General features: G+C 70.1%; 21 protein-coding genes and 1 pseudogene. 12 read left to right on the top strand and 10 right to left on the bottom strand.

The window, feature by feature from the left end; translation table 11 throughout:
• The first annotated feature begins 6 nt into the window (after positions 1–6).
• Positions 7–804, top strand: a complete 798-nt coding sequence (locus FB381_RS18385; RefSeq protein ID WP_246088186.1) for a thioesterase family protein — start codon at positions 7–9, stop codon at positions 802–804.
• A gap of 39 nt (positions 805–843) precedes the next feature.
• Here the strand turns inward: FB381_RS18385 and FB381_RS18380 are convergent, their stop codons facing one another.
• Positions 844–1,197, bottom strand: a complete 354-nt coding sequence (locus FB381_RS18380) for a nuclear transport factor 2 family protein (RefSeq protein WP_141781617.1) — start codon at positions 1,195–1,197, stop codon at positions 844–846.
• 116 nt (positions 1,198–1,313) lie between these two features.
• On the opposite strand from FB381_RS18380, the gene FB381_RS18375 reads away from it, so the two are divergent.
• Positions 1,314–2,096, top strand: a complete 783-nt coding sequence (locus FB381_RS18375; protein WP_246088185.1) for a helix-turn-helix domain-containing protein — start codon at positions 1,314–1,316, stop codon at positions 2,094–2,096.
• 18 nt (positions 2,097–2,114) lie between these two features.
• Here FB381_RS18375 and FB381_RS18370 read toward each other — a convergent pair whose 3' ends face one another.
• A complete protein-coding gene (locus FB381_RS18370; protein WP_211352487.1) occupies positions 2,115–2,693 on the bottom strand; it encodes a TetR/AcrR family transcriptional regulator in 579 nt (192 codons plus the stop codon).
• 73 nt (positions 2,694–2,766) lie between these two features.
• Between FB381_RS18370 and FB381_RS18365 the strand changes: the two genes are divergently transcribed.
• Positions 2,767–5,310 carry a molybdopterin-dependent oxidoreductase gene (locus tag FB381_RS18365; protein ID WP_211352486.1) on the top strand — a complete coding sequence of 848 codons (2,544 nt, stop codon included), beginning with the start codon at positions 2,767–2,769 and terminating at the stop codon, positions 5,308–5,310.
• Positions 5,307–5,753 (top strand): CBS domain-containing protein, encoded by a 447-nt coding sequence (locus FB381_RS18360; RefSeq protein ID WP_141781616.1) that lies wholly within the window; start codon positions 5,307–5,309, stop codon positions 5,751–5,753. Before FB381_RS18365 ends, FB381_RS18360 begins: the two co-directional genes overlap by 4 nt.
• Here the strand turns inward: FB381_RS18360 and FB381_RS18355 are convergent.
• A complete protein-coding gene (locus tag FB381_RS18355; RefSeq protein WP_141781615.1) occupies positions 5,743–6,195 on the bottom strand; it encodes an Lrp/AsnC family transcriptional regulator in 453 nt (150 codons plus the stop codon). The two genes, FB381_RS18360 and FB381_RS18355, sit on opposite strands and share 11 nt — an antisense overlap.
• 63 nt (positions 6,196–6,258) lie before the next feature.
• Between FB381_RS18355 and FB381_RS18350 the strand changes: the two genes are divergently transcribed.
• Together FB381_RS18350 and FB381_RS18345 are read left to right on the top strand one after the other, a co-directional pair.
• Positions 6,259–6,987, top strand: a complete 729-nt coding sequence (locus FB381_RS18350; protein ID WP_141781614.1) for an AzlC family ABC transporter permease — start codon at positions 6,259–6,261, stop codon at positions 6,985–6,987.
• Positions 6,980–7,315, top strand: a complete 336-nt coding sequence (locus tag FB381_RS18345; protein WP_141781613.1) for a branched-chain amino acid transporter permease — start codon at positions 6,980–6,982, stop codon at positions 7,313–7,315. Before FB381_RS18350 ends, FB381_RS18345 begins: the two co-directional genes overlap by 8 nt.
• Positions 7,316–7,317: 2 nt before the next feature.
• Here FB381_RS18345 and FB381_RS18340 read toward each other — a convergent pair whose 3' ends face one another.
• Positions 7,318–9,435, bottom strand: coding sequence for a HelD family protein (locus tag FB381_RS18340; RefSeq protein WP_141781612.1), 2,118 nt, complete (start codon positions 9,433–9,435; stop codon positions 7,318–7,320).
• 135 nt (positions 9,436–9,570) lie between these two features.
• Positions 9,571–10,233: a TetR/AcrR family transcriptional regulator gene (locus FB381_RS18335; protein WP_211352485.1), complete on the bottom strand. Its 663-nt coding sequence runs from the start codon at positions 10,231–10,233 to the stop codon at positions 9,571–9,573.
• 93 nt (positions 10,234–10,326) lie between these two features.
• On the opposite strand from FB381_RS18335, the gene FB381_RS18330 reads away from it, so the two are divergent.
• Genes FB381_RS18330 through FB381_RS18320 form a run of 3 tightly spaced genes read left to right on the top strand, consistent with a single transcriptional unit; the run spans position 10,327 to position 11,882 of the window.
• Positions 10,327–11,082, top strand: coding sequence for an SDR family oxidoreductase (locus FB381_RS18330; protein ID WP_141781610.1), 756 nt, complete (start codon positions 10,327–10,329; stop codon positions 11,080–11,082).
• A 26-nt stretch (positions 11,083–11,108) separates the two neighbouring features.
• The gene (locus FB381_RS18325; protein ID WP_141781609.1) at positions 11,109–11,450 is read left to right on the top strand and encodes a nuclear transport factor 2 family protein; all 342 of its coding nucleotides are present in this window, start codon (positions 11,109–11,111) and stop codon (positions 11,448–11,450) included.
• Between the two features lie 33 nt (positions 11,451–11,483).
• Positions 11,484–11,882, top strand: a complete 399-nt coding sequence (locus FB381_RS18320; protein ID WP_141781608.1) for a low affinity iron permease family protein — start codon at positions 11,484–11,486, stop codon at positions 11,880–11,882.
• Positions 11,883–11,929: 47 nt separating this feature from the next.
• Here FB381_RS18320 and arr read toward each other — a convergent pair whose 3' ends face one another.
• From arr to FB381_RS18305, 3 genes are all read right to left on the bottom strand, one after another.
• Positions 11,930–12,334, bottom strand: coding sequence for an NAD(+)--rifampin ADP-ribosyltransferase (arr, locus tag FB381_RS18315; protein ID WP_141781607.1), 405 nt, complete (start codon positions 12,332–12,334; stop codon positions 11,930–11,932).
• Positions 12,327–12,974, bottom strand: coding sequence for a dihydrofolate reductase family protein (locus FB381_RS18310; RefSeq protein ID WP_141781606.1), 648 nt, complete (start codon positions 12,972–12,974; stop codon positions 12,327–12,329). The genes arr and FB381_RS18310 overlap by 8 nt, the downstream gene beginning before the upstream one ends.
• Positions 12,975–13,120: 146 nt before the next feature.
• Positions 13,121–13,576: a DUF2000 domain-containing protein gene (locus tag FB381_RS18305; protein WP_211352484.1), complete on the bottom strand. Its 456-nt coding sequence runs from the start codon at positions 13,574–13,576 to the stop codon at positions 13,121–13,123.
• On the opposite strand from FB381_RS18305, the pseudogene FB381_RS24540 reads away from it, so the two are divergent.
• The 3 genes and pseudogenes from FB381_RS24540 to FB381_RS18295 form a co-directional block, all read left to right on the top strand.
• A pseudogene (locus FB381_RS24540) lies at positions 13,575–13,772 on the top strand (AraC family transcriptional regulator); the annotation flags it as partial. The gene FB381_RS18305 and the pseudogene FB381_RS24540 overlap by 2 nt on opposite strands.
• Positions 13,773–13,878: 106 nt before the next feature.
• Complete coding sequence (locus FB381_RS18300) at positions 13,879–14,400, top strand: helix-turn-helix transcriptional regulator (RefSeq protein WP_246088184.1); 522 nt, start codon at positions 13,879–13,881, stop codon at positions 14,398–14,400.
• A 68-nt stretch (positions 14,401–14,468) separates the two neighbouring features.
• The gene (locus tag FB381_RS18295; RefSeq protein WP_141781605.1) at positions 14,469–14,963 is read left to right on the top strand and encodes a hypothetical protein; all 495 of its coding nucleotides are present in this window, start codon (positions 14,469–14,471) and stop codon (positions 14,961–14,963) included.
• Between the two features lie 53 nt (positions 14,964–15,016).
• Here FB381_RS18295 and FB381_RS18290 read toward each other — a convergent pair whose 3' ends face one another.
• Entirely contained in the window at positions 15,017–15,664 is a 648-nt protein-coding gene (locus FB381_RS18290; RefSeq protein WP_246088183.1) for a LysE family translocator, read from the bottom strand.
• A 68-nt stretch (positions 15,665–15,732) separates the two neighbouring features.
• Positions 15,733–16,653, bottom strand: a complete 921-nt coding sequence (locus tag FB381_RS18285) for a LysR family transcriptional regulator (protein ID WP_141781603.1) — start codon at positions 16,651–16,653, stop codon at positions 15,733–15,735.
• Between the last annotated feature and the right edge of the window lie 104 nt (positions 16,654–16,757).

Below are 16,757 nucleotides of genomic sequence, written 5' to 3'. Positions count from 1 at the left end.
TGAACCGTGGATTCCGCTTCGACCTCTGACCCGGTGGCCTACTTCCGACGCACGGGACCAGCGTCCTTCCGCCCGACCGAGCACGTCGGCGGCGCGTGGAGCACCGACGAGCAGCACATCGCCCCGGCGCTGGGGCTGCTGGTGCACGTGGTCGAGCAGGACCGGGACGTACGCCGCGACGACCGGCTCGCGGTCGGCCGGCTCTCCTACGACATCTGGGGCACGGTGCCGATGGAGGAGGTCGAGACCTCGGTGCGGGTGCTGCGGCCGGGGCGGACGATCGAGCTGGTCGAGGCGACGCTGACCCATGCCGGTCGCACGGTGGTGACGCTGCGAGCGTGGCTGATGCAGCGCAGCGACACCGAGGCGATCGCCGGCACCGGGAGCGCTGCGATCCCGGCTCCCGACGCGGTGCCCGCCTGGGACCCGACCACCGTGTGGCCGGGCGGCTTCATCGCCTCGGCCCAGGTGCGTCGAGACCAGGCCGAGCCCGGCCGGGCGGTCGTCTGGGCGCGCACCGACGTGGCTCTCCTCGACGACGAGCCCGTCAGCGCCCTCGCCCGCACGGCCGGCCTGCTCGACATCATCAACGGGATGACCGTGCGGGCCGACCCTCGTGAGGTCGCCTTCCCCAACCTCGACCTCACCGCCCATCTCGCACGCGAGCCCGCCGGTGGCTGGCTCGGCTTCGACGCCGCCGTCTCCTTCGGCCCGAGCGGTCTCGGGGTCACCAGCAGCGTGCTCCACGACGAGCACGGCCACCTCGGCAGCATGTCTCAGGCCCTGACGGTTCGCCAGGGCTGAGACACGCCGCCGAGCCGGCGCCGGTCATGGAGAGAACGGTCAGGCGGGCACCTTGTCGAGGAAGCCGCGTACGTCCTGGATGCGGTCGTCGGCGTCGACGACGACCACGTCGAACCCGATGACCACCGGCTCCTCGCCGGCCGGGCCGAGACCCCACTGGAAACGCGTCTGCCGGTGGTGGCTGTCGACGCTGCCCACCTGGGAGAAGACGAAGCCGGGGAACTGCGCCTGCACGGCCTGGATGGTTGCCCCGATCGCCTCGCGGCCCTCGGCGTCGGCGAGCGGGTCGACGTAGACCGGGCTCTCCGACCAGTGGCTCGCCAGCAGCTCGGTGAGGGTCGCCTCGTCGGTGGCGTTCCAGGTGTCGAGGTAGCGGGTGACGATGTCGTTCATGGTGATCTTCCTTCTCTCGGTGTGGCGTGTGGAAGAAGGTTCGCTCCCGGGAGCCGCACCGGTCGATAACCTCTGAGGTCATGGCCGCCGGGAACCCGCATGACTAGCCTCGGAGCGTGATCTCGACCATGACGTCTCCGTCGATCGGCAGCGAGCTGCGCCGCTGGCGCGAGCTGCGGGCGCTGAGCCAGCTCGCCCTCGCCACCCAGGCCGAGGTGAGCACCCGGCACGTGAGCTACGTGGAGAACGGACGCTCCCGGCCGACGCCGGAGATGATCGTGCGGCTGGCCGAGGTGATGGCGGTGCCGATGGGTGAGCAGAACCGACTCCTGCTCGCCGGCGGGTTCGCTCCTCGCTATCCCCACCGCACCACCGACGACGAGGCGCTCGCCCCGATGATGGCGGGCCTGCGCAGCCTGCTCGACGCCCATGCGCCCTACCCGGCGCTGCTCCTCGACGACCACTGGGACATCGTCGACGCCAACCGGGCCGTCGACGCGCTGCTCACCGGCTGCGACCCCAGCCTGCTCGAGCCGCCGCTCAACGTCATCCGGCTCTGCCTGCACCCGCTGGGGCTCGCCGCGAGCATCCGCAACCTGCCCGTCTGGCGCGCCCACCTGCTCCACCAGCTCGGCCGGCGCATCACCCACACCGGTGGCGACCCCGACCTGGTCGCCCTCCGCGACGAGGTGGACGCCTATCCGGTCGGTGACGCACCTACGGCCCGGCCTCAGGTCGATCCCGTCGTGCCGCTCGAGATCGAGGTGGGCGACCAGGTGCTGCGCCTGTTCAGCGTCGCCAGCCAGATCGAGAGCGCCTCCGACGTCACCCTCAACGGCCTGCATCTGGAGACCTTCGTGCCCGCCGACGACCGTACGCGGCAGGTGCTCAGTCGTTGACGAGTCGCTCGGTCCGAGTCACGACGATGACTCGGCTCCGCTCGCCAGTGCGCCGTGGTAGGCGTGGAGCATGCGGCGTACGTCGTCCAGCGGTTTCGTCGAGCGCTCGGCTCGGCTGAGGATGATGGCGCCCTCGACTGCGGCGATGGTCGAGGTGGCGAGGGTGGTCGCGGCTGACTCGGTCAGGCCGTCGGCCCGGTAGTGCTCGGCGAGCTGTCCGGACCAGGTGGCGAATGCGTCCGAGGCGAGGTCGCTGTCGGACTCTGCGGCGATCGCCACGCCGACGACCGGGCACCCGGCGCGGTAGTCGGTGTCGACCAGCATCTGCGCCCACAGGTCGATGAAGCGGTCGAGCGCGGTCGTGGGCTCGGCCGCCAGGTCGGTGATCATCCCCGAGATGAAGTCGGTCGCGAATCGGGCCGCCTCGTCGACGAGCTGCTCACGGCCGCCGGGGAAGTGGTGGTAGACCGAGCCCCTCGGCGCGCCGCTGTGTGCGAGCACGGCGTCGATGGTGACGCCCCGTGATCCGCGCTCGCGGAGCAGGGTGACGGCACTGACCAGCATCCGCTGCTTCGTGCCTCCGCGCCGCTCGCTCATCGACCCGCCTTTCGTATGGGATGTGTCATAGTACCTAGACTATGGAATCCACCATAATCCATAGTCTCGGATCATGACCCCGCCGACGACCAGTGGAGGCAGCACGATGGCGACACCCGAGAGCGAATGGCAGAAGACCGCCTGCATCCTGTGTGAGAGCAACTGCGGCCTGGAGGTGCGGCTCGACGGGCGCAGCCTGGTCAAGATCCGCGGCGACAAGGAACATCCGAGCTCCAAGGGCTACACCTGCGAGAAGCCGTTGCGCCTGGACAAGTACCAGAGCAACCCGCACCGCCTGACCAGTCCGCTGCGCCGTACGCCCCAGGGGGACTACGAGGAGATCGACTGGAACACAGCGATCTCCGAGATCGCGACCAAGCTCGGCCGCATCCGTGATGAGCACGGCGGCGACAAGATCTTCTACTACGCCGGTGGCGGGCAGGGGAACCACCTCGGAGCTGCCTACGGGCGCAGCCTGCTCCACGCGCTGGGAGGGGTCTACTACTCCAACGCGCTCGCGCAGGAGAAGGTCGGTGAGGGCTGGGTCGACTCCGAGCTCTATGGCAGTCACACGACCGGCGACTACGAGAACTCCGAGGTGGCCGTCTTCGTCGGCAAGAATCCCTGGCAGAGCCACGGGGTCGCCCACGCCCGCACGGTGCTGCGCGAGATCGCCCGCGACCCCGGGCGGGCGCTCATCGTGATCGACCCTCGCCGGTCCGAGACGGCAGAGATCGCTGACATCCACCTCCAGGTCAGGCCGGGCACGGACGCGTGGTGTCTTGCCGGCATCCTCGGCACTCTCGTCGAGGAGGACCTCGTCGACCGGCCGTGGCTGCGCGAGCACACGACCGGCACGGAGGATGTCCTCGCCGTCCTCGGTCGGGTCGACGTGGCCGACTGCAGCCGGAAGTGTGGCATCGACGAGGACCTGATCCGCATCGCGGCACGGCGGATGGCGCGAGCCACCAGCCTCGCGACGTACGAGGACATCGGTGTTCAGCATGGCCCGAACAGCACGCTGGTGTCCTACCTCAACAAGCTCCAGTGGATCCTGACCGGAAACTTCGCCAAGCCGGGCGGGGTCCACATGCACTCCTGGCTTTTCCCGATCGCTGGGTACTGGCACCACATCCCGCCGGAGCGGCCGCGCCGGCTGGCGCGCTCGCGACGTGCGGTCGGTGAGCAGGTGATGCGGCGTACGGCACCTCTGACGCGGCGGGCACTCGGTGCGGTGGCGGGATCATCGGGTCGGCGGGTGGCAGACGGGGTGGCCGGCCTCGGCCTGGACACGTTCTTCGACGCGGTCTCGGTCCCGCTGGCGCGTCACTTCGCGAACACGCTGAACATGCACAACGCACCCGAGACCACGCCGGTGACGGGGGCGCCGATCGTGGCGGGACTGATGCAGGCGACATCGATCACCGAGGAGATCCTCACCGATCACCCCGACCGGCTCCGGGCGATGTGGGTCGACGCGTCCAACCCGGTGCACTCGCTGCCCGACTCGCAGCAGATGCGCGCCGCCTTCGAGGAGCTCGAGCTCACCGTCGTCGTCGACGTCGCCATGACGGAGACGGCTCGCTGCGCCGACTACGTCCTGCCGGCGACCAGCCAGTTCGAGAAGTGGGAGGGCTCGTTGTTCACCCTGCACTTCCCGCACAACGTCTATCAGGCACGTGCGCCCCTGATGGAGCGGTTGGCCGGCACCCGGCCCGAGCCGGAGATCTACGTCGCCCTCATCGATGAGCTTGGTGTGGTCGACAAGGAGCTCGTGGACCAGCTCGCGGCCGTGGCCCGGGTCGGACGCAAGGCCTTCGCGCTGGCGTTCTTCTCCACCCTTGCCGCACGCCCCGAGCTGGCGGGACTCCTGCCGTACCTGCTGTACAAGACCCTCGGCTCCACGCTCCCGAAGGGCCAGGAGTCGCTCGCAGTGGTGTGGGGGATGGCACATCTGTGCGCGATCGGCTACCCCGACGCGGTCGCCAGGGCCGGCCACCAGGGCAGCGGGTTCGACCTCGGCGAGTCGCTGTTCGCGGCCATCCAGGAGTCTCGGCAGGGAGTCACCATCACCGACGACCGCTACGAGGACGCATGGGGCTACATCCACCACGACGACAAGCGCATCCACGCCCACATCCCGATGCTCACCGACGAGCTGACCTCCCTCCTCGGCACGGAGCCGAGCTTCACCACCCCCGAGTTCCCGCTCACCCTGTCGGCAGGTGAGCGTCGGGCGTTCACCGCCAACGTCATCATGCGCGACCCGGAGTGGCGCCGCCGCGACAAGTCGGGAGCCCTGCGCATCTCGGCCGACGACGCGCTCGACCTCGGGCTGAGCTCCGGAGATGCCGTACGAATCGTCACGGAGGCGGGCCGGGCTGCCGCCACCGTGGAGATCAGCGACACCATGCAGGCGGGCCACATCTCGCTGCCGAACGGCTTCGGGCTGGCTCACCCCGACGGCGACGGTGCCGAGCGCATGGTCGGGACACCGCCCAACGAGCTGACCGGCATCGCCCGCCGCGACAAGTTCTTCCTCACCCCGTGGCACAAGAACGTGCCGGCCCGCATCGAACCGGTGGACCCACATCCCGAGGCGATGAAGGCAGGATGAGGGCCGAGCGGCTTCCGGCCGACCTCACCACGGCCGAGGTCATGGTGAGCATCCCGAAGACGCTCCCGCACGATGCGAGCACCGCTGCCGTGCGCGAGGCGCTCGAGGACCGGCACGTGCACATGGTGCTGCTGACGCGTGCCGGTCGGCTGGTCGGTACGGTCGTGAGGGACGACGTTCCGGCCGACCGCCCCAGTCGGTCGCCGGCGTTGGGCATCGCCTCGCTCGAGGCAAGGACCGTGGCGCCGTCCGACCCGATCGGAAGGGTCCGTGACCGCATGGTTGTGGCGCGACTACGCCGACTTGCGGTGGTGGACGACGATCGTCGTCTGCTGGGCCTGCTCTGCCTCAAGCGCGATCGTTCCGGATTCTGCAGCGACCACGGTGTCCGTGCCCGCGCAGCCGAAGGACGCAACCTAGCCCTTGATCTGCCTAGCCCTTGATCTGCCGCATCGTCTGGTGTGACAGCAGCCGGTTGACCGCGGGCAGCCGCGAGATCGTGCCGACGAGCAGCGCCTCGTACGCATCGAGGTCGGCGACCTGCACACGCAGGTAGTAGTCGGGCTGGCCGAGCATGCGGCGGATCTCGGTGACCTCGGGGATGGCGACGACGGCGGTCTCGAAGTCGTCGATGGTCCTGCCGTCGTTGACGGCGATGTCGACGGCGACGACGACCTCGAGGCCGCGGCCGCTGCTCCGCGGGTCGACCTGTGCGTGATAGCCGGTGATCACCCCGTCGCGCTCGAGCCGCTGCACCCGTCGAAGGCAGGGTGCGGGGGTGAGTCCGACCCTTCGGGCCAGCTCGGTGTTGCTCAGCCGGGCGTCGTTCTCGAGCTCGGCAATGATTGCTCGGTCTAGCTCGTCGATCGAATGATCATTGCTCATAACCTCAATCTAGCAGGCATGATCGGCAACCCGATCGCGTCCAGACTTTCCTAGACTTGCCCTATGCAGGTGATGGAGTCAGCAGAAGTGGCCGGCGCGCGCGAGGACGCCCGGTCCGAGGTCGCCGCCGGGTGGCGGACGGTGGCGCCGGCGTGCGTCGCCGTGGTGCCGCTGGGGCTCGCGCTCGGGGTGCTCGTGGTGCAGTCCGGCCTCGCCTGGTGGTGGGCGCCGGTGCTCGGGGCGGTCGTGTTCGCCGGATCCATGGAGTTCCTCCTGGTCGGCCTGCTCGCCGCGACCGCTCCGCTGGCACAGATCGCCGTCAGCACGCTGCTGGTGAACTTCCGGCACGTCTTCTACGCGATCACCTTCCCGATGCACCGGGTGGGCGGCGGCTGGTGGCGGGCCTACAGCACCTTCGCCCTGACCGACGAGGCGTACGCGCTCACCGCGACGCCCGACTCGGCCGGTTGGTCGCGCGCACGGATCATCAGCATCCAGGCGTTCTTCCACGTCGCGTGGGTGCTCTGTGTGGCGATCGGCGCGGGGCTGGGCTCGCTCATCCCGCCGCAGGTCGTCGGCCTCGACTTCGCCGTCACCGCGTTGTTCGTGGTGCTGGGGATCGAGGCCTACAAGGTGCGCAGGTCGGTGCCGGTCTCGGTCGTCGCGCTCGCCTGCGCGATCGTCGCGGCGTTGATCTCGCCCGCCAACATGCTGCTGATCGCCATGGGCATGTTCGGCGTCGCGATCGTCTGCTCCTACCTCGTCTCGGTCCGGAGGTCCCGCCGTGCTTGATCCCTGGTACGTCCTGTCCGGCATCGCGGTCTCCGCGGCCGTCACCTGGGCGCTCCGCGCCGCCCCGTTCGCGATGCTGGCCCCGCTGCGCCACAGCACGCTCCTGGCGTACGTCGGTGACCGCATGCCCGTCGGGGTCATGGTCATCCTCGCGGCCTACACCGTGCACGACACCGACCTCGCCGCCCTGGCCTCCGTCGGCCCCACCGTGCTCGCGCTCGCCGTCACGATCGGCCTGCACCTGTGGCGCGGCCGGATGACGCTGAGCATCTTCGCGGGAACTGCTGTCTACGTCGCCGTCACCTCGGCGATCGGGCTCTCGGGCTAGCGTCACCGACCCGCCGCGCCGATGTTGATCCGGCCCAGCTCCTGGGTCGAGCGGGTGAGTGCGACGTAGAGCCTGTTCCAGCCGCGGGGCTCTGCGGCGATACCGTCCGGGTCGATCACGAGGGTGGCGTCCCACTCCAGGCCCTTGGACTGGGTCGCGGTGATCACGGGCACGTTCTCCAGCGCGGCGCTGAGCACGGGCACCCGGTCGGCGGCGGCGATGACGCCGACGGTGCCGCCCGACCAGCGGTCGGTCAGCTCGCGGAACGCTCGCGCTGTCTCCGTCACCAGGTGAGCCTCGTCGACGTCGAGCTCCCACGGCTCGAACCCCGAGAACCGGACGGCACGCGGTGGCTCGCTGAGGCTCCCGGCCCGCTTCAGGATCGGCGCGGTCAGTGCCATCACCTCGGCCGGGGTGCGATAGCCGATGGTCAGCGCCGCCTGGGTCCAGCGTGAGCCGAACACCGCGCCGACGGCCTGGGCCCACGTCGTGTGGTGGTGCGGGGTCTCGGCCTGGTCGATGTCGCCGACCGCGGTGATCGAGAGCTGCGGCGTACGCCGGGCCACCATGTGCCACTGCATCTCGGAGAGCTCCTGGGCCTCGTCGACGATCACGTGACCGTAGACCCAGTCGCGGCGCGCGGCTGCCCGCTCGGCGAGGAACTCCTCCTCGGGCGGGTGCACGACGGTGTCGCCGAGGAGGTCGGAGATCGCGTCGAGCAGCGCGACGTCGCCGCTCGCCCATCCTGTCTGCTGGGCCGAGACCGCCGCGCGCTCGGCAGCGCTCAGCTCGGGGGCGAACTGGCGCAGCGCCGCGTCGTCGTGCAGGAGGCGTCGCAGCTCCTCCTCGGGGTCGAGCACCGGCCAGACCCTGCCGACGGTCACGGCCACGTGCGGGTCGTCGGCGATCTTCTCGCGCAGCGCGTCGAGCTCGGCGTCGGTGAGCACGCCGTCGGCCTCGCTGCCTTCGTCGCCGCCCGCGACCTCGGGGAAGTCGACGCGCTGGTGCACGATGTCTTCGAGACCGTCGTCGACGCGGGCGAAGAGCTCCTCGCTGCGGTCGGCGATGGCCTGCACGAGTCGCTCACGCACCTGGTCGGCGAAAACGGCGCGCGCGCCGTGATAGGTGCGTCCCGAGATCGCGGCGGCGATGAGGCGACCGACGGTGGCGGCCGGGATCTCGTATCGCTCCGCCTGCCAGAAGAGCTCGATCGCAGTGGCCTCGGGCGTGAGCGAGGCGACGTAGCGGGTCAGCGCCGGTTGCCACAGCGCTCGCCCCTTGATCTCCTCGGTCGCGCGCGGATCCTCGGCGGTGACGGTGATGCCCGGCACGAGGATGTCGGGGGTGGCCGCGACGATCGCGGTCTCACCGAGGGCGGGGAGCACCTGCGCGATGTAGTCCAGGAACCTGCGCGACGGGCCGAGCGTCAAGACCCCCTGGGCCGCGAGCTGCGGGTTGGCGAAGAGCAGGTAGGCGGCACGGTGGAGCGCCACCACGGTCTTGCCCGTGCCCGGGCCGCCCTGCACCACGAGCGGTCCCTTCGCCTCGGCACGCACCACCTTGTCCTGCTCGCGCTGCAGGGTCGCGGCGGCGGTGGTCATCTGGCCCGTACGCCGCTCCCCGAGAGCCGCGAAGAGGGCGCCCTCGCCGACCAGGCCGCTCGCGTTGGCCACGTCGAGCGGCTCGTCGTCGACGCCCGTGACGGTGCTGCCCTCGACGCGGATGTGGCGGCGGTGGGCCTGTCCGAGCGGTTCGACCGGGGTGGCCAGGTAGAACGGGCGAGCGGCCTGCGCGCGCCAGTCGAGCACCAGCGGATCGTCATCGTCGGTGGCGCCGGAGACGCCGATGCGGCCGATCCTGCGGGTGGTGCCGTCGAGTGCGTCGAGGCGTCCGAAGACCAGCCCGCCCTCGGCGCGCTGCAGCTCGGTGCGGTGCCGGGCCAGACCCCGATGCCGAGCCTGCTCGACCGCATCCTGCGCCGGGGTCGAGAGCTCTGCGCCCAGAGCCCTGACGATCTCGTGCCGGCGCTCATGGGCCGCGTCGAGATGGGCCTGCTCCTCGGCGATCGCATCCTCGCGTACGGCAGCGCCGGCGTACGGCGCAGTGGTCTCTTCGGTCACCGGGTCCCCTTGAACGGCTGATCTGAACAGGCCTCTCGCTCGTCGGCGAGATGACCGGGATCGGCTCGCGGGACGGGAGAATCTTGCCAGTCAACCAGCAGTTTCGGCCGGTTCAAAGTGCGTCGGCCCGACTTGCTAACCGGCCGAAGACGTGCCCTCGCCGAGCGTGGTCAGCCATTCGACGAGGAGCTGTGTCTCGGCCTTGCCCAGGACGTCGGGGTTGGCGGCCGCGACCTCGATCGCGGCGGCGAGCGGGGTGCGCGGCTGGGCGCCGGTGCCGGTGATGGCGGCGAGGGTGCCCTCGCGCACGGCGGCCGAGAGATCGGGGTCGGCGGCTGCCATGACGATCTGTCGGAGAGTGACCCCGATGTTGGCGACGAGCACGTGGGCGGCAGCCTGCTCCGGGGTCACCGCGAGGCGTCCGTGATCGGCCGCTCGTGTCGTGAGGGAGAGGAGGATCTCGCTCGCTCGCGACTGCGCCTCGGGGGAGTGGCCGGGGCGTACCTTGCCGTACATGAGGGTGTAGAACCCCGGGTTCGCCAGGCCGAAGGCGACGTGGGCGTCCCAGCCCGCGCGGATGTCCTGGATCGGGTCGCCGGACGCCTCCATCGCGGACTTCTCGCCGAGGTAGAGGTCGAAGCCGCGTTCGACGACGGCGTCGATCAGGCCCTGCTTGGAGCCGAAGAAGTGATACAGCGTGGGCATCTTGACCCCGACCGCGTCGCAGACCGCGCGCAGCGAGAAGTCCTCGCCGGGAGCTGCCGCGATCAGGTCGGCGGCTGCATCGATCAGCCGCACCCGTGTATCGCTTGTTGCCGTCTCTGTCATAGTGCTACATTAGCCGATGTAGCAAAGATATATAGATCAGTATCATCGATATAGGAGGTCTCCATGACGGAGCACACGCTCGCGGGCAAGAACGTCCTCATCGCCGGGGGAGCGAAGAATCTGGGCGGGCTGATCGCGCGGCAGGCGGCCGAGTCGGGCGCGAACGTCGCCATCCACTTCAACTCCGAGTCGACCCGCGCCGACGCCGAGAGCACCCTTGCCGACGTCGAGGCGGCAGGAGGCAAGGCCGTCGTCCTGCAGGGCGACCTGACCGTGCCGGCCAACGTGGCCCGCCTGTTCGCCGATGCCGAGGCCGCGCTCGGCACGATCGACGTCGCCGTGAACACGGTCGGCAAGGTGCTGCGCAAGCCCATCGCCGAGACCACCGAGGACGAGTACGACTCGATGTTCGACATCAACGCGAAGGCGGCGTACTTCTTCATCCAGGAGGCCGGCAAGCACCTCGCCGACGGCGGCAAGATCATCACCATCGTCACCGCGCTGCTCGCCGCGTTCACCGATGGCTACTCGACCTACGCGGGCGGCAAGAGCCCGGTCGAGCACTTCACCCGCGCTGCGGCCAAGGAGTACGCCGCCCGCGGGATCTCCGTCACGGCCGTCGCCCCCGGGCCGATGGACACCCCGTTCTTCTACGGTCAGGAGACTCCGGAACGCGTCGAGTTCCACAAGTCGCAGGGCATGGGCGACCAGCTGACCCAGATCGAGGACATCGCCCCGATCGTACGATTCCTGGCATCGGAGGGCTGGTGGATCACCGGCCAGACGATCTTCGCCAACGGCGGCTACACCACTCGCTGAGAAACTCGCTGAGAAAGAGGAAGCAGATGACAGAGCACAAGGCAGAGCAGACGATCCCCGAGCCGGTCGCCGCCTTCGTCGAGGCCGTCAACCGCCACGACGAGGCCGCGTTCCTCGACGCGTTCACGGACGGTGGGGCCGTCGACGACTGGGGCCGTGTCTTCACCGGTCGCGAGCAGATCAAGGGATGGAGCGACAACGAGTTCATCGGCGCCCAGGGCACCCTCGCCGTCGAGGAGGTCGAGGTCGCCGGCACCAGGGTGACGGTCATCGGTGACTGGCGCTCCACCCACGCCAACGGGCGCTCGAAGTTCGTCTTCGACGTCGACGGTGACCAGCTCGCTCGGATGACCATCCGCGAAGGCTGAATCACCGCGTCGGATCGGGGCTACGGTGACCCCATGACGATGGAGAACAAGGCGAGGGAGTCTCGCCGGCGAGGCGACGGACGCAACTGGTTCGAGCGTTTCGTGGAGGCGGTCACCCATGTGGTCAGCCACGCCCCGTTCTTCTACGTGATCGTGGTCGTCCTGGTGCTGTGGGCGGCGAGCTTCCCCTTCTGGCCCTCGAGCACGAAGTGGGAGCTCGGCCTGCACACCGGCTCCTCGGTGCTCTCGCTGCTGTTGCTGGTGCTGCTCCAGAACGCCGGCCGACGCTCGGAGGAGGCCTCCCACGAGAAGCTCAACGTGATCGCCTCGGCCCTCTCCGACCTGATGGAGTCGCGGGCGCGCGACGACGAGGACCTGGCCGAGTCGGTGCGCACCCTGCGTGACGCGGTCGGGCTCGAGGAGCGGCACTGACGTGTCTGCGCTGACCTGTCTGGCACTGACGTGTCTAGCGACCCCGGCTAGTTGATGATCTCGGCGTCGTCGCCCATCGCGGCGAGCCGGTCGCGCCACCCCTGGAGGGCCTCGGGGGTCAGCCTCGTCCAGTCGAGCATCTCGGAGACTATCCGGATCGGTTCGGCGCTGCGGTAGGAGCGGGTGGGGTTGCCGGGGAACTTCTTGTCGGTGACGTTGGGGTCGTTCTCGAACTCGCCGGTCGGCTCGACGAGGTAGACCCGTGGCGCCGCGTCGCCGGCGGCTAGCTCGGCGGCGAGACCCGCGCCGTCGGGCAGTGCGGTGAAGTAGATGTGGTTCATGACCACCTCGGGCCGGTAGTTGGACCGGAACCCGGCGGTGAGGTGATCTCCGGCCCGTAGGTCGGCCTTCGTCCCGTGGTAGAACGGCCCTTCGTCGAGCAGTTCAGCCATGGACGGATCCCTCCGGTTTGCGGGTGAAGGTCAGGTGGGTGACGCCGCTGGGTGAGGATACGGCCTCGATGTCGTAGTCGTCCTCGGTGGCTTCCAGCCCGTCCCAGATGCGTACGCCGCGCCCGAGGACGATCGGCACCTGCACCAGGTGCATGAGGTCGACGAGACCGGCGGCGACGAAGTCGCGCACCACGGTGGCGCCGCCGCCGATGCGTACGTCCTGGCCCTCGGCCGCCTCGAACGCGGTCTCCAGCGCTTCGGCCGGGGGCACGTCGAGGAAGTGGAAGGTGGTGCCGCCCTCCATCTCAACCGGTGGGCGAGGTCGGTGGGTGAGGACGAACGTCGGTGAGCGGAACGGCGGGTTGGAGCCCCACCAGCCCGTCCAGTCGGGGTCGTCCTGCCATCCCGGCGGCCCGAACTTGTTCGCGCCCATGATCTCGGCGCCGATGCCCTGGCCGTGGCGTTGGGCGAGGGCGTCGTCGAGGCCCGCGGATCCCGAGGAGTCCCAGAACCGGGTGGCGAACATCCACTCGTGGAGGCGTTCGCCGGCATGGCCGAACGGGGCCTCGGCCGACTGGGGCTCGCCGGTCGCGAAGCCGTCGAGCGAGATCGAGAGATTGTGGACGCGGGCGAGGGGCATGGGTTCCTCCAGGGACCATGACGACGCCGAGGACGCCTCGGCCTCCGTTCGAGCCTACTGCTCCCGGACGGAGCCGACGACGCCATTCCCGCGCCATTCCCGATCGCCGCCCACGCGGCCTCCACGCCGCGGCCCGCACCTCGCGTTCAGTCGTGGAAACCGGCGCCCTTGACGATCCGGTCCACGGCGTTGCGCGGGCCGCGCAGAGCGATCCCGACGAGGTCGAGGTCGGCAGCGGCGACCGCGGCGACGGCGGCACGGTTGGCCTCGTCGTGGCTGGTGGTGAACAGGTCGCGGGTGTAGACGGCGAGGGAGACGTCGTCGCGGGTGGAGGCCTTGCCGCGGGCCTTGGCCAGGAGTGCTGAGTCGCCGGTCATCACCATCACCGGCTGACGCAGCATCGGCAGATACTCGGTGTCGTCGCCGTCGCGGTAGACCTCGCCGACGAGGCCGGGGGCGCTGGTCGCGATCCCGGACATCAAGAACGCGGTCACGTTGAGCTCCTGCCAGGGGGCTAGGTCGTGGTTGAGCACGACCACGACCTTCGTGTCGAAGTGCGGCCCGGTCGCGGGCTCTCCGGAGGTCATCTGTGCTGTTGTCATGCCTCGAGTCTCGGTCGGATGCCCGTGCGCCGTCTTGTACGTTTCTTGCATGGTCGATCACGTGCGTGCCTGGCACCCGGCGGTGCCCTCGCTGCGCGAGGTCTACCACGCGAGGTTCGACCACGCCTACCCGATGCACACCCACGACGACTGGGCCGTGATGCTCGTCGACGACGGCGCCGTCGCCTACGGCCTGGACCGGGGTGACCACCATGCCGTGCCGGGCGCGCTGACCCTGCTGCCGCCCGGGGATCCCGCACGACGGTCACTCCGCGATCGAGGGGAAGGGCTACCGCAAACGGGTGCTCTACCTCGAGCCGGACTGGTTGCCGGCCGATGCCCAGGGCCTCGCTGCTCGCCGCCCGACGCTGGCTCTCCCGGCTGCGCTCGTCGCTGCCAAGAGGGTGCACGGCGCGCTGCGCGAGCCGGGGGACCTGATGGCGGCCGAGCACTGGATGCTCACCGTCCGCGGCCACGTCCGCGCCCACCTGGGCCGCCCGTCACGGTCGGTGCGCGATGCTCCGCTGGCCCGACGCCTGCGGGAGCTGCTCGACGACCGCCTGACCGAGTCGTTCACGATCGCCGCGGCGGCCGCAGAGCTCGACACCCATCCGAGCCATCTGGTCCGCGTCTTCTCGCAGACCTACGGCATCGCACCGCACCGCTATCTCGTCGGCCGCCGTGTCGACCTCGCCCGTCGGCTGCTCGTCGACGGCAACCGGCCCGCCGAGGCTGCCGCTCTGGCCGGGTTCCACGACCAGGCCCACCTCACCCGTCACTTCCGCCGCATCCTCGGCGTCACGCCCGCGGCATTCGCCGCCTGAAGCACCTGCATCCGGCGCTGGACCGGCCGGCCAGGCGAGCCGCACCACTCAACGAGAAAGAAGCGTGCATGACCTCCCTCTCCGACTTCAGCGCCGCCGAGATCACCCAGCTCCTGGACGCTCCCGGAGTCGTGCAGAAGGCCATGATCGTCGCCGACGGCAGGCCCGGCACCGGCCAGTTCCTCAAGGCCGCCGCGCGGTCGGCCATGGTGTTCCGTGCTGCCCAGCAGGACGAGAACGAGCTCGTCCGTGCGCTCGCGCTCGCCCTGCGGGATCGCGGGAAGGCGGTGAGCGGCACCGACGAGCCTGGCACGGACCTCCTCCATCCCGACTCATCCGGCGAGGCCGATCGTGCGGTCGAGGCTTTCGCCGCCGCTGTCGCCGTGCTTCGGGGCCGGAGCGAGGAGAGCGATCTCGAGGCGTACGCGGCATGGGTGCAAGCGGTCGCCACTCAGGTTGCGGAGACGACGACGGTGAAGGACGGTCTTCTGCGCAGGCAGGCGCGGATCACGCCCAGCGAGCGGGAGCTGTTGGAGCGGATGGCGGGTGTGCTGGAGCGCTGAGACCCGTCGCGCAGCCCGACCGGTCAGCCTCCGAAGGCCGGGTGAAGGCTGGGTCAGGCGCTGTGGCTGGCGGTGGCCAGGGTGGCGCCGAGGCCGATCATGACCACCCCGCCGCCTGCGCCGAGGCCGTCGAGACGTTTCGGCTTGCGGGCGAACCAGGCCTTGGCGCGGCTGGCCGCGAGCACCCAGATCGAGTCGCTGGCGAAGGCCATCGCCGAGAAGATCGCGCCCAGCAGCAGGATCTGCGGGCCCGCAGCGGCCGAGGGGTCGATGAACTGGGGCAGGAAGGCGAGGTGGAAGACGATCGTCTTCGGGTTCGTCGCCCCCACGACGAGACCGGTGCGGATCGCGGCCCAGCCGCTCGCTCGCACGACCTCGCCGCCGTCGAGAGCCGCGCGGGCGTCGCCGCGGTGACGGATCGCCTGCACGCCGAGATAGACGACGTACGCAGCGCCGACGAGCTTCACGACCGTGAACGCCGTCGCCGATGCCGCCACGAGCGCGCCGAGGCCGATGGCGACCGCGACCACCTGGCCGAGCTGGCCCGTGGCGTTGCCGCCCACCGACAGCACCGCGTCACGGCGCCCGACGGTCAGCGCTCGGCCCAGGGCGAAGAGAAGGCTCGGGCCCGGCACCTGGATGAAGATGAAGGAGGCCAGCGCGAACGCGGCGAACTGGTTCAGGGACGGCACGCGTCTCATTCTCCGGCACGTCCCGTCGAGCGCCGAGCGATTTCTGGCAGGCGAGACGACGCAGCTCTAGCCCGCGTCTAGCCCGCGTCCATCTCGGCCAGGGAGGCTGCGACGTTGCGCAGCTCGGTGAGCGCGCAGGCGATCTCGGCCTGGCCGGCGGTGCCGCTGCGTACGCTCGTGCGTACGTGGCGCACCGGGCTCGCCTCGCCGCGCAACGGGATCCGCACCAGCCCGTCGGCGTGGGGGATCCGGGCGAGCCGAGGCACGAGCGCGACGCCGAAGCCGGCGGAGACCAGGGCGGCGCCGGTGTCCCACTCGACGACCTCGTGGGAGTGCTCGGGAGTGAAGCCGGCGGCGGCGCAGGCCGCGGTCACGAGCTGGTGGTAGGGGCGGTCGGGATGCTCCATGATCCAGTGCTCCTCGGCGGCGTCGGCGAGCCGCACCCGGGCGCGCGTGGCGAGCGGGCTGTCGGCAGGCACCAGCAGGTCGAGGGCGTCCTCCATCAGTCGCTCCTGCTGAAACCGCGGGTCGGAGGTCGGCGGCAGCTTGGCGGTGCTGACCACGACGGCGACGTCGACCTGGTCGGCGAGCAGCATGTCGAAGCAGACCTCGGGGTCGGCCTCGATGATCCTGATCGTGGACAGCGGGAACGAGCGACTCACCGCCACTGCGGCCGGAGGCAGGAGCGCCGAGGCGGCGGTGGAGAAGCCGGCCATCCGCAGGTAGCCGCGGGAGGTGCCCGAGGCCTGCTGCACGTCGGCGCGGATCTCCTCCCACTGGCTGAACAGGTCGTGGGTGCGCTCGAGCAGGGTGAGCGCGGCGACGGTGAGGCGTACGCCGCGACCCTCCGGAACCAGCAGGGTCGCGCCCACGTCGTGGGCGAGCGTGCGGAGCTGGTGAGAGATGGCGGAGGGGGTATAGCCGAGGTCGGCGGCAGCGGCCGAGACGGTGCCGCGCTCGGCCACCACTCGGAGCACATGGAGCCGCTGGTCGATCACTCCTAGATTGTGCAAGGAATTTGCACGGTAAGGAATACAAACGTGCGCTTTTCTTGAACAGTGCTGCGGCTCCACGCTGGTCGTGTGCCCCCCGTGTCAGATCC

The organism is Nocardioides albertanoniae (assembly GCF_006716315.1).
Classification (GTDB): Bacteria; Actinomycetota; Actinomycetes; order Propionibacteriales; family Nocardioidaceae; genus Nocardioides; species Nocardioides albertanoniae.
The sequence above is the reverse complement of the archived record's forward strand: the minus strand, read 5'-3'. Positions and strand labels throughout refer to the sequence as shown.

What these genes read in the sequence shown, in the direction of transcription:
- FB381_RS18380 (WP_141781617.1), bottom strand. Translation starts at nt 1,197, where the DNA reads ATGAACGACATCGTCACCCGCTACCTCGACACCTGGAACGCCACCGAC.
- FB381_RS18370 (WP_211352487.1), bottom strand. Translation starts at nt 2,693, where the DNA reads ATGAGCGAGCGGCGCGGAGGCACGAAGCAGCGGATGCTGGTCAGTGCC.
- FB381_RS18365 (WP_211352486.1), top strand. Translation starts at nt 2,767, where the DNA reads ATGACCCCGCCGACGACCAGTGGAGGCAGCACGATGGCGACACCCGAG.
- FB381_RS18360 (WP_141781616.1), top strand. Translation starts at nt 5,307, where the DNA reads ATGAGGGCCGAGCGGCTTCCGGCCGACCTCACCACGGCCGAGGTCATG.
- FB381_RS18355 (WP_141781615.1), bottom strand. Translation starts at nt 6,195, where the DNA reads ATGAGCAATGATCATTCGATCGACGAGCTAGACCGAGCAATCATTGCC.
- FB381_RS18350 (WP_141781614.1), top strand. Translation starts at nt 6,259, where the DNA reads ATGCAGGTGATGGAGTCAGCAGAAGTGGCCGGCGCGCGCGAGGACGCC.
- FB381_RS18330 (WP_141781610.1), top strand. Translation starts at nt 10,327, where the DNA reads ATGACGGAGCACACGCTCGCGGGCAAGAACGTCCTCATCGCCGGGGGA.
- FB381_RS18325 (WP_141781609.1), top strand. Translation starts at nt 11,109, where the DNA reads ATGACAGAGCACAAGGCAGAGCAGACGATCCCCGAGCCGGTCGCCGCC.
- FB381_RS18320 (WP_141781608.1), top strand. Translation starts at nt 11,484, where the DNA reads ATGACGATGGAGAACAAGGCGAGGGAGTCTCGCCGGCGAGGCGACGGA.
- arr (WP_141781607.1), bottom strand. Translation starts at nt 12,334, where the DNA reads ATGGCTGAACTGCTCGACGAAGGGCCGTTCTACCACGGGACGAAGGCC.
- FB381_RS18310 (WP_141781606.1), bottom strand. Translation starts at nt 12,974, where the DNA reads ATGCCCCTCGCCCGCGTCCACAATCTCTCGATCTCGCTCGACGGCTTC.
- FB381_RS18305 (WP_211352484.1), bottom strand. Translation starts at nt 13,576, where the DNA reads ATGACAACAGCACAGATGACCTCCGGAGAGCCCGCGACCGGGCCGCAC.
- FB381_RS18295 (WP_141781605.1), top strand. Translation starts at nt 14,469, where the DNA reads ATGACCTCCCTCTCCGACTTCAGCGCCGCCGAGATCACCCAGCTCCTG.
- FB381_RS18290 (WP_246088183.1), bottom strand. Translation starts at nt 15,664, where the DNA reads ATGAGACGCGTGCCGTCCCTGAACCAGTTCGCCGCGTTCGCGCTGGCC.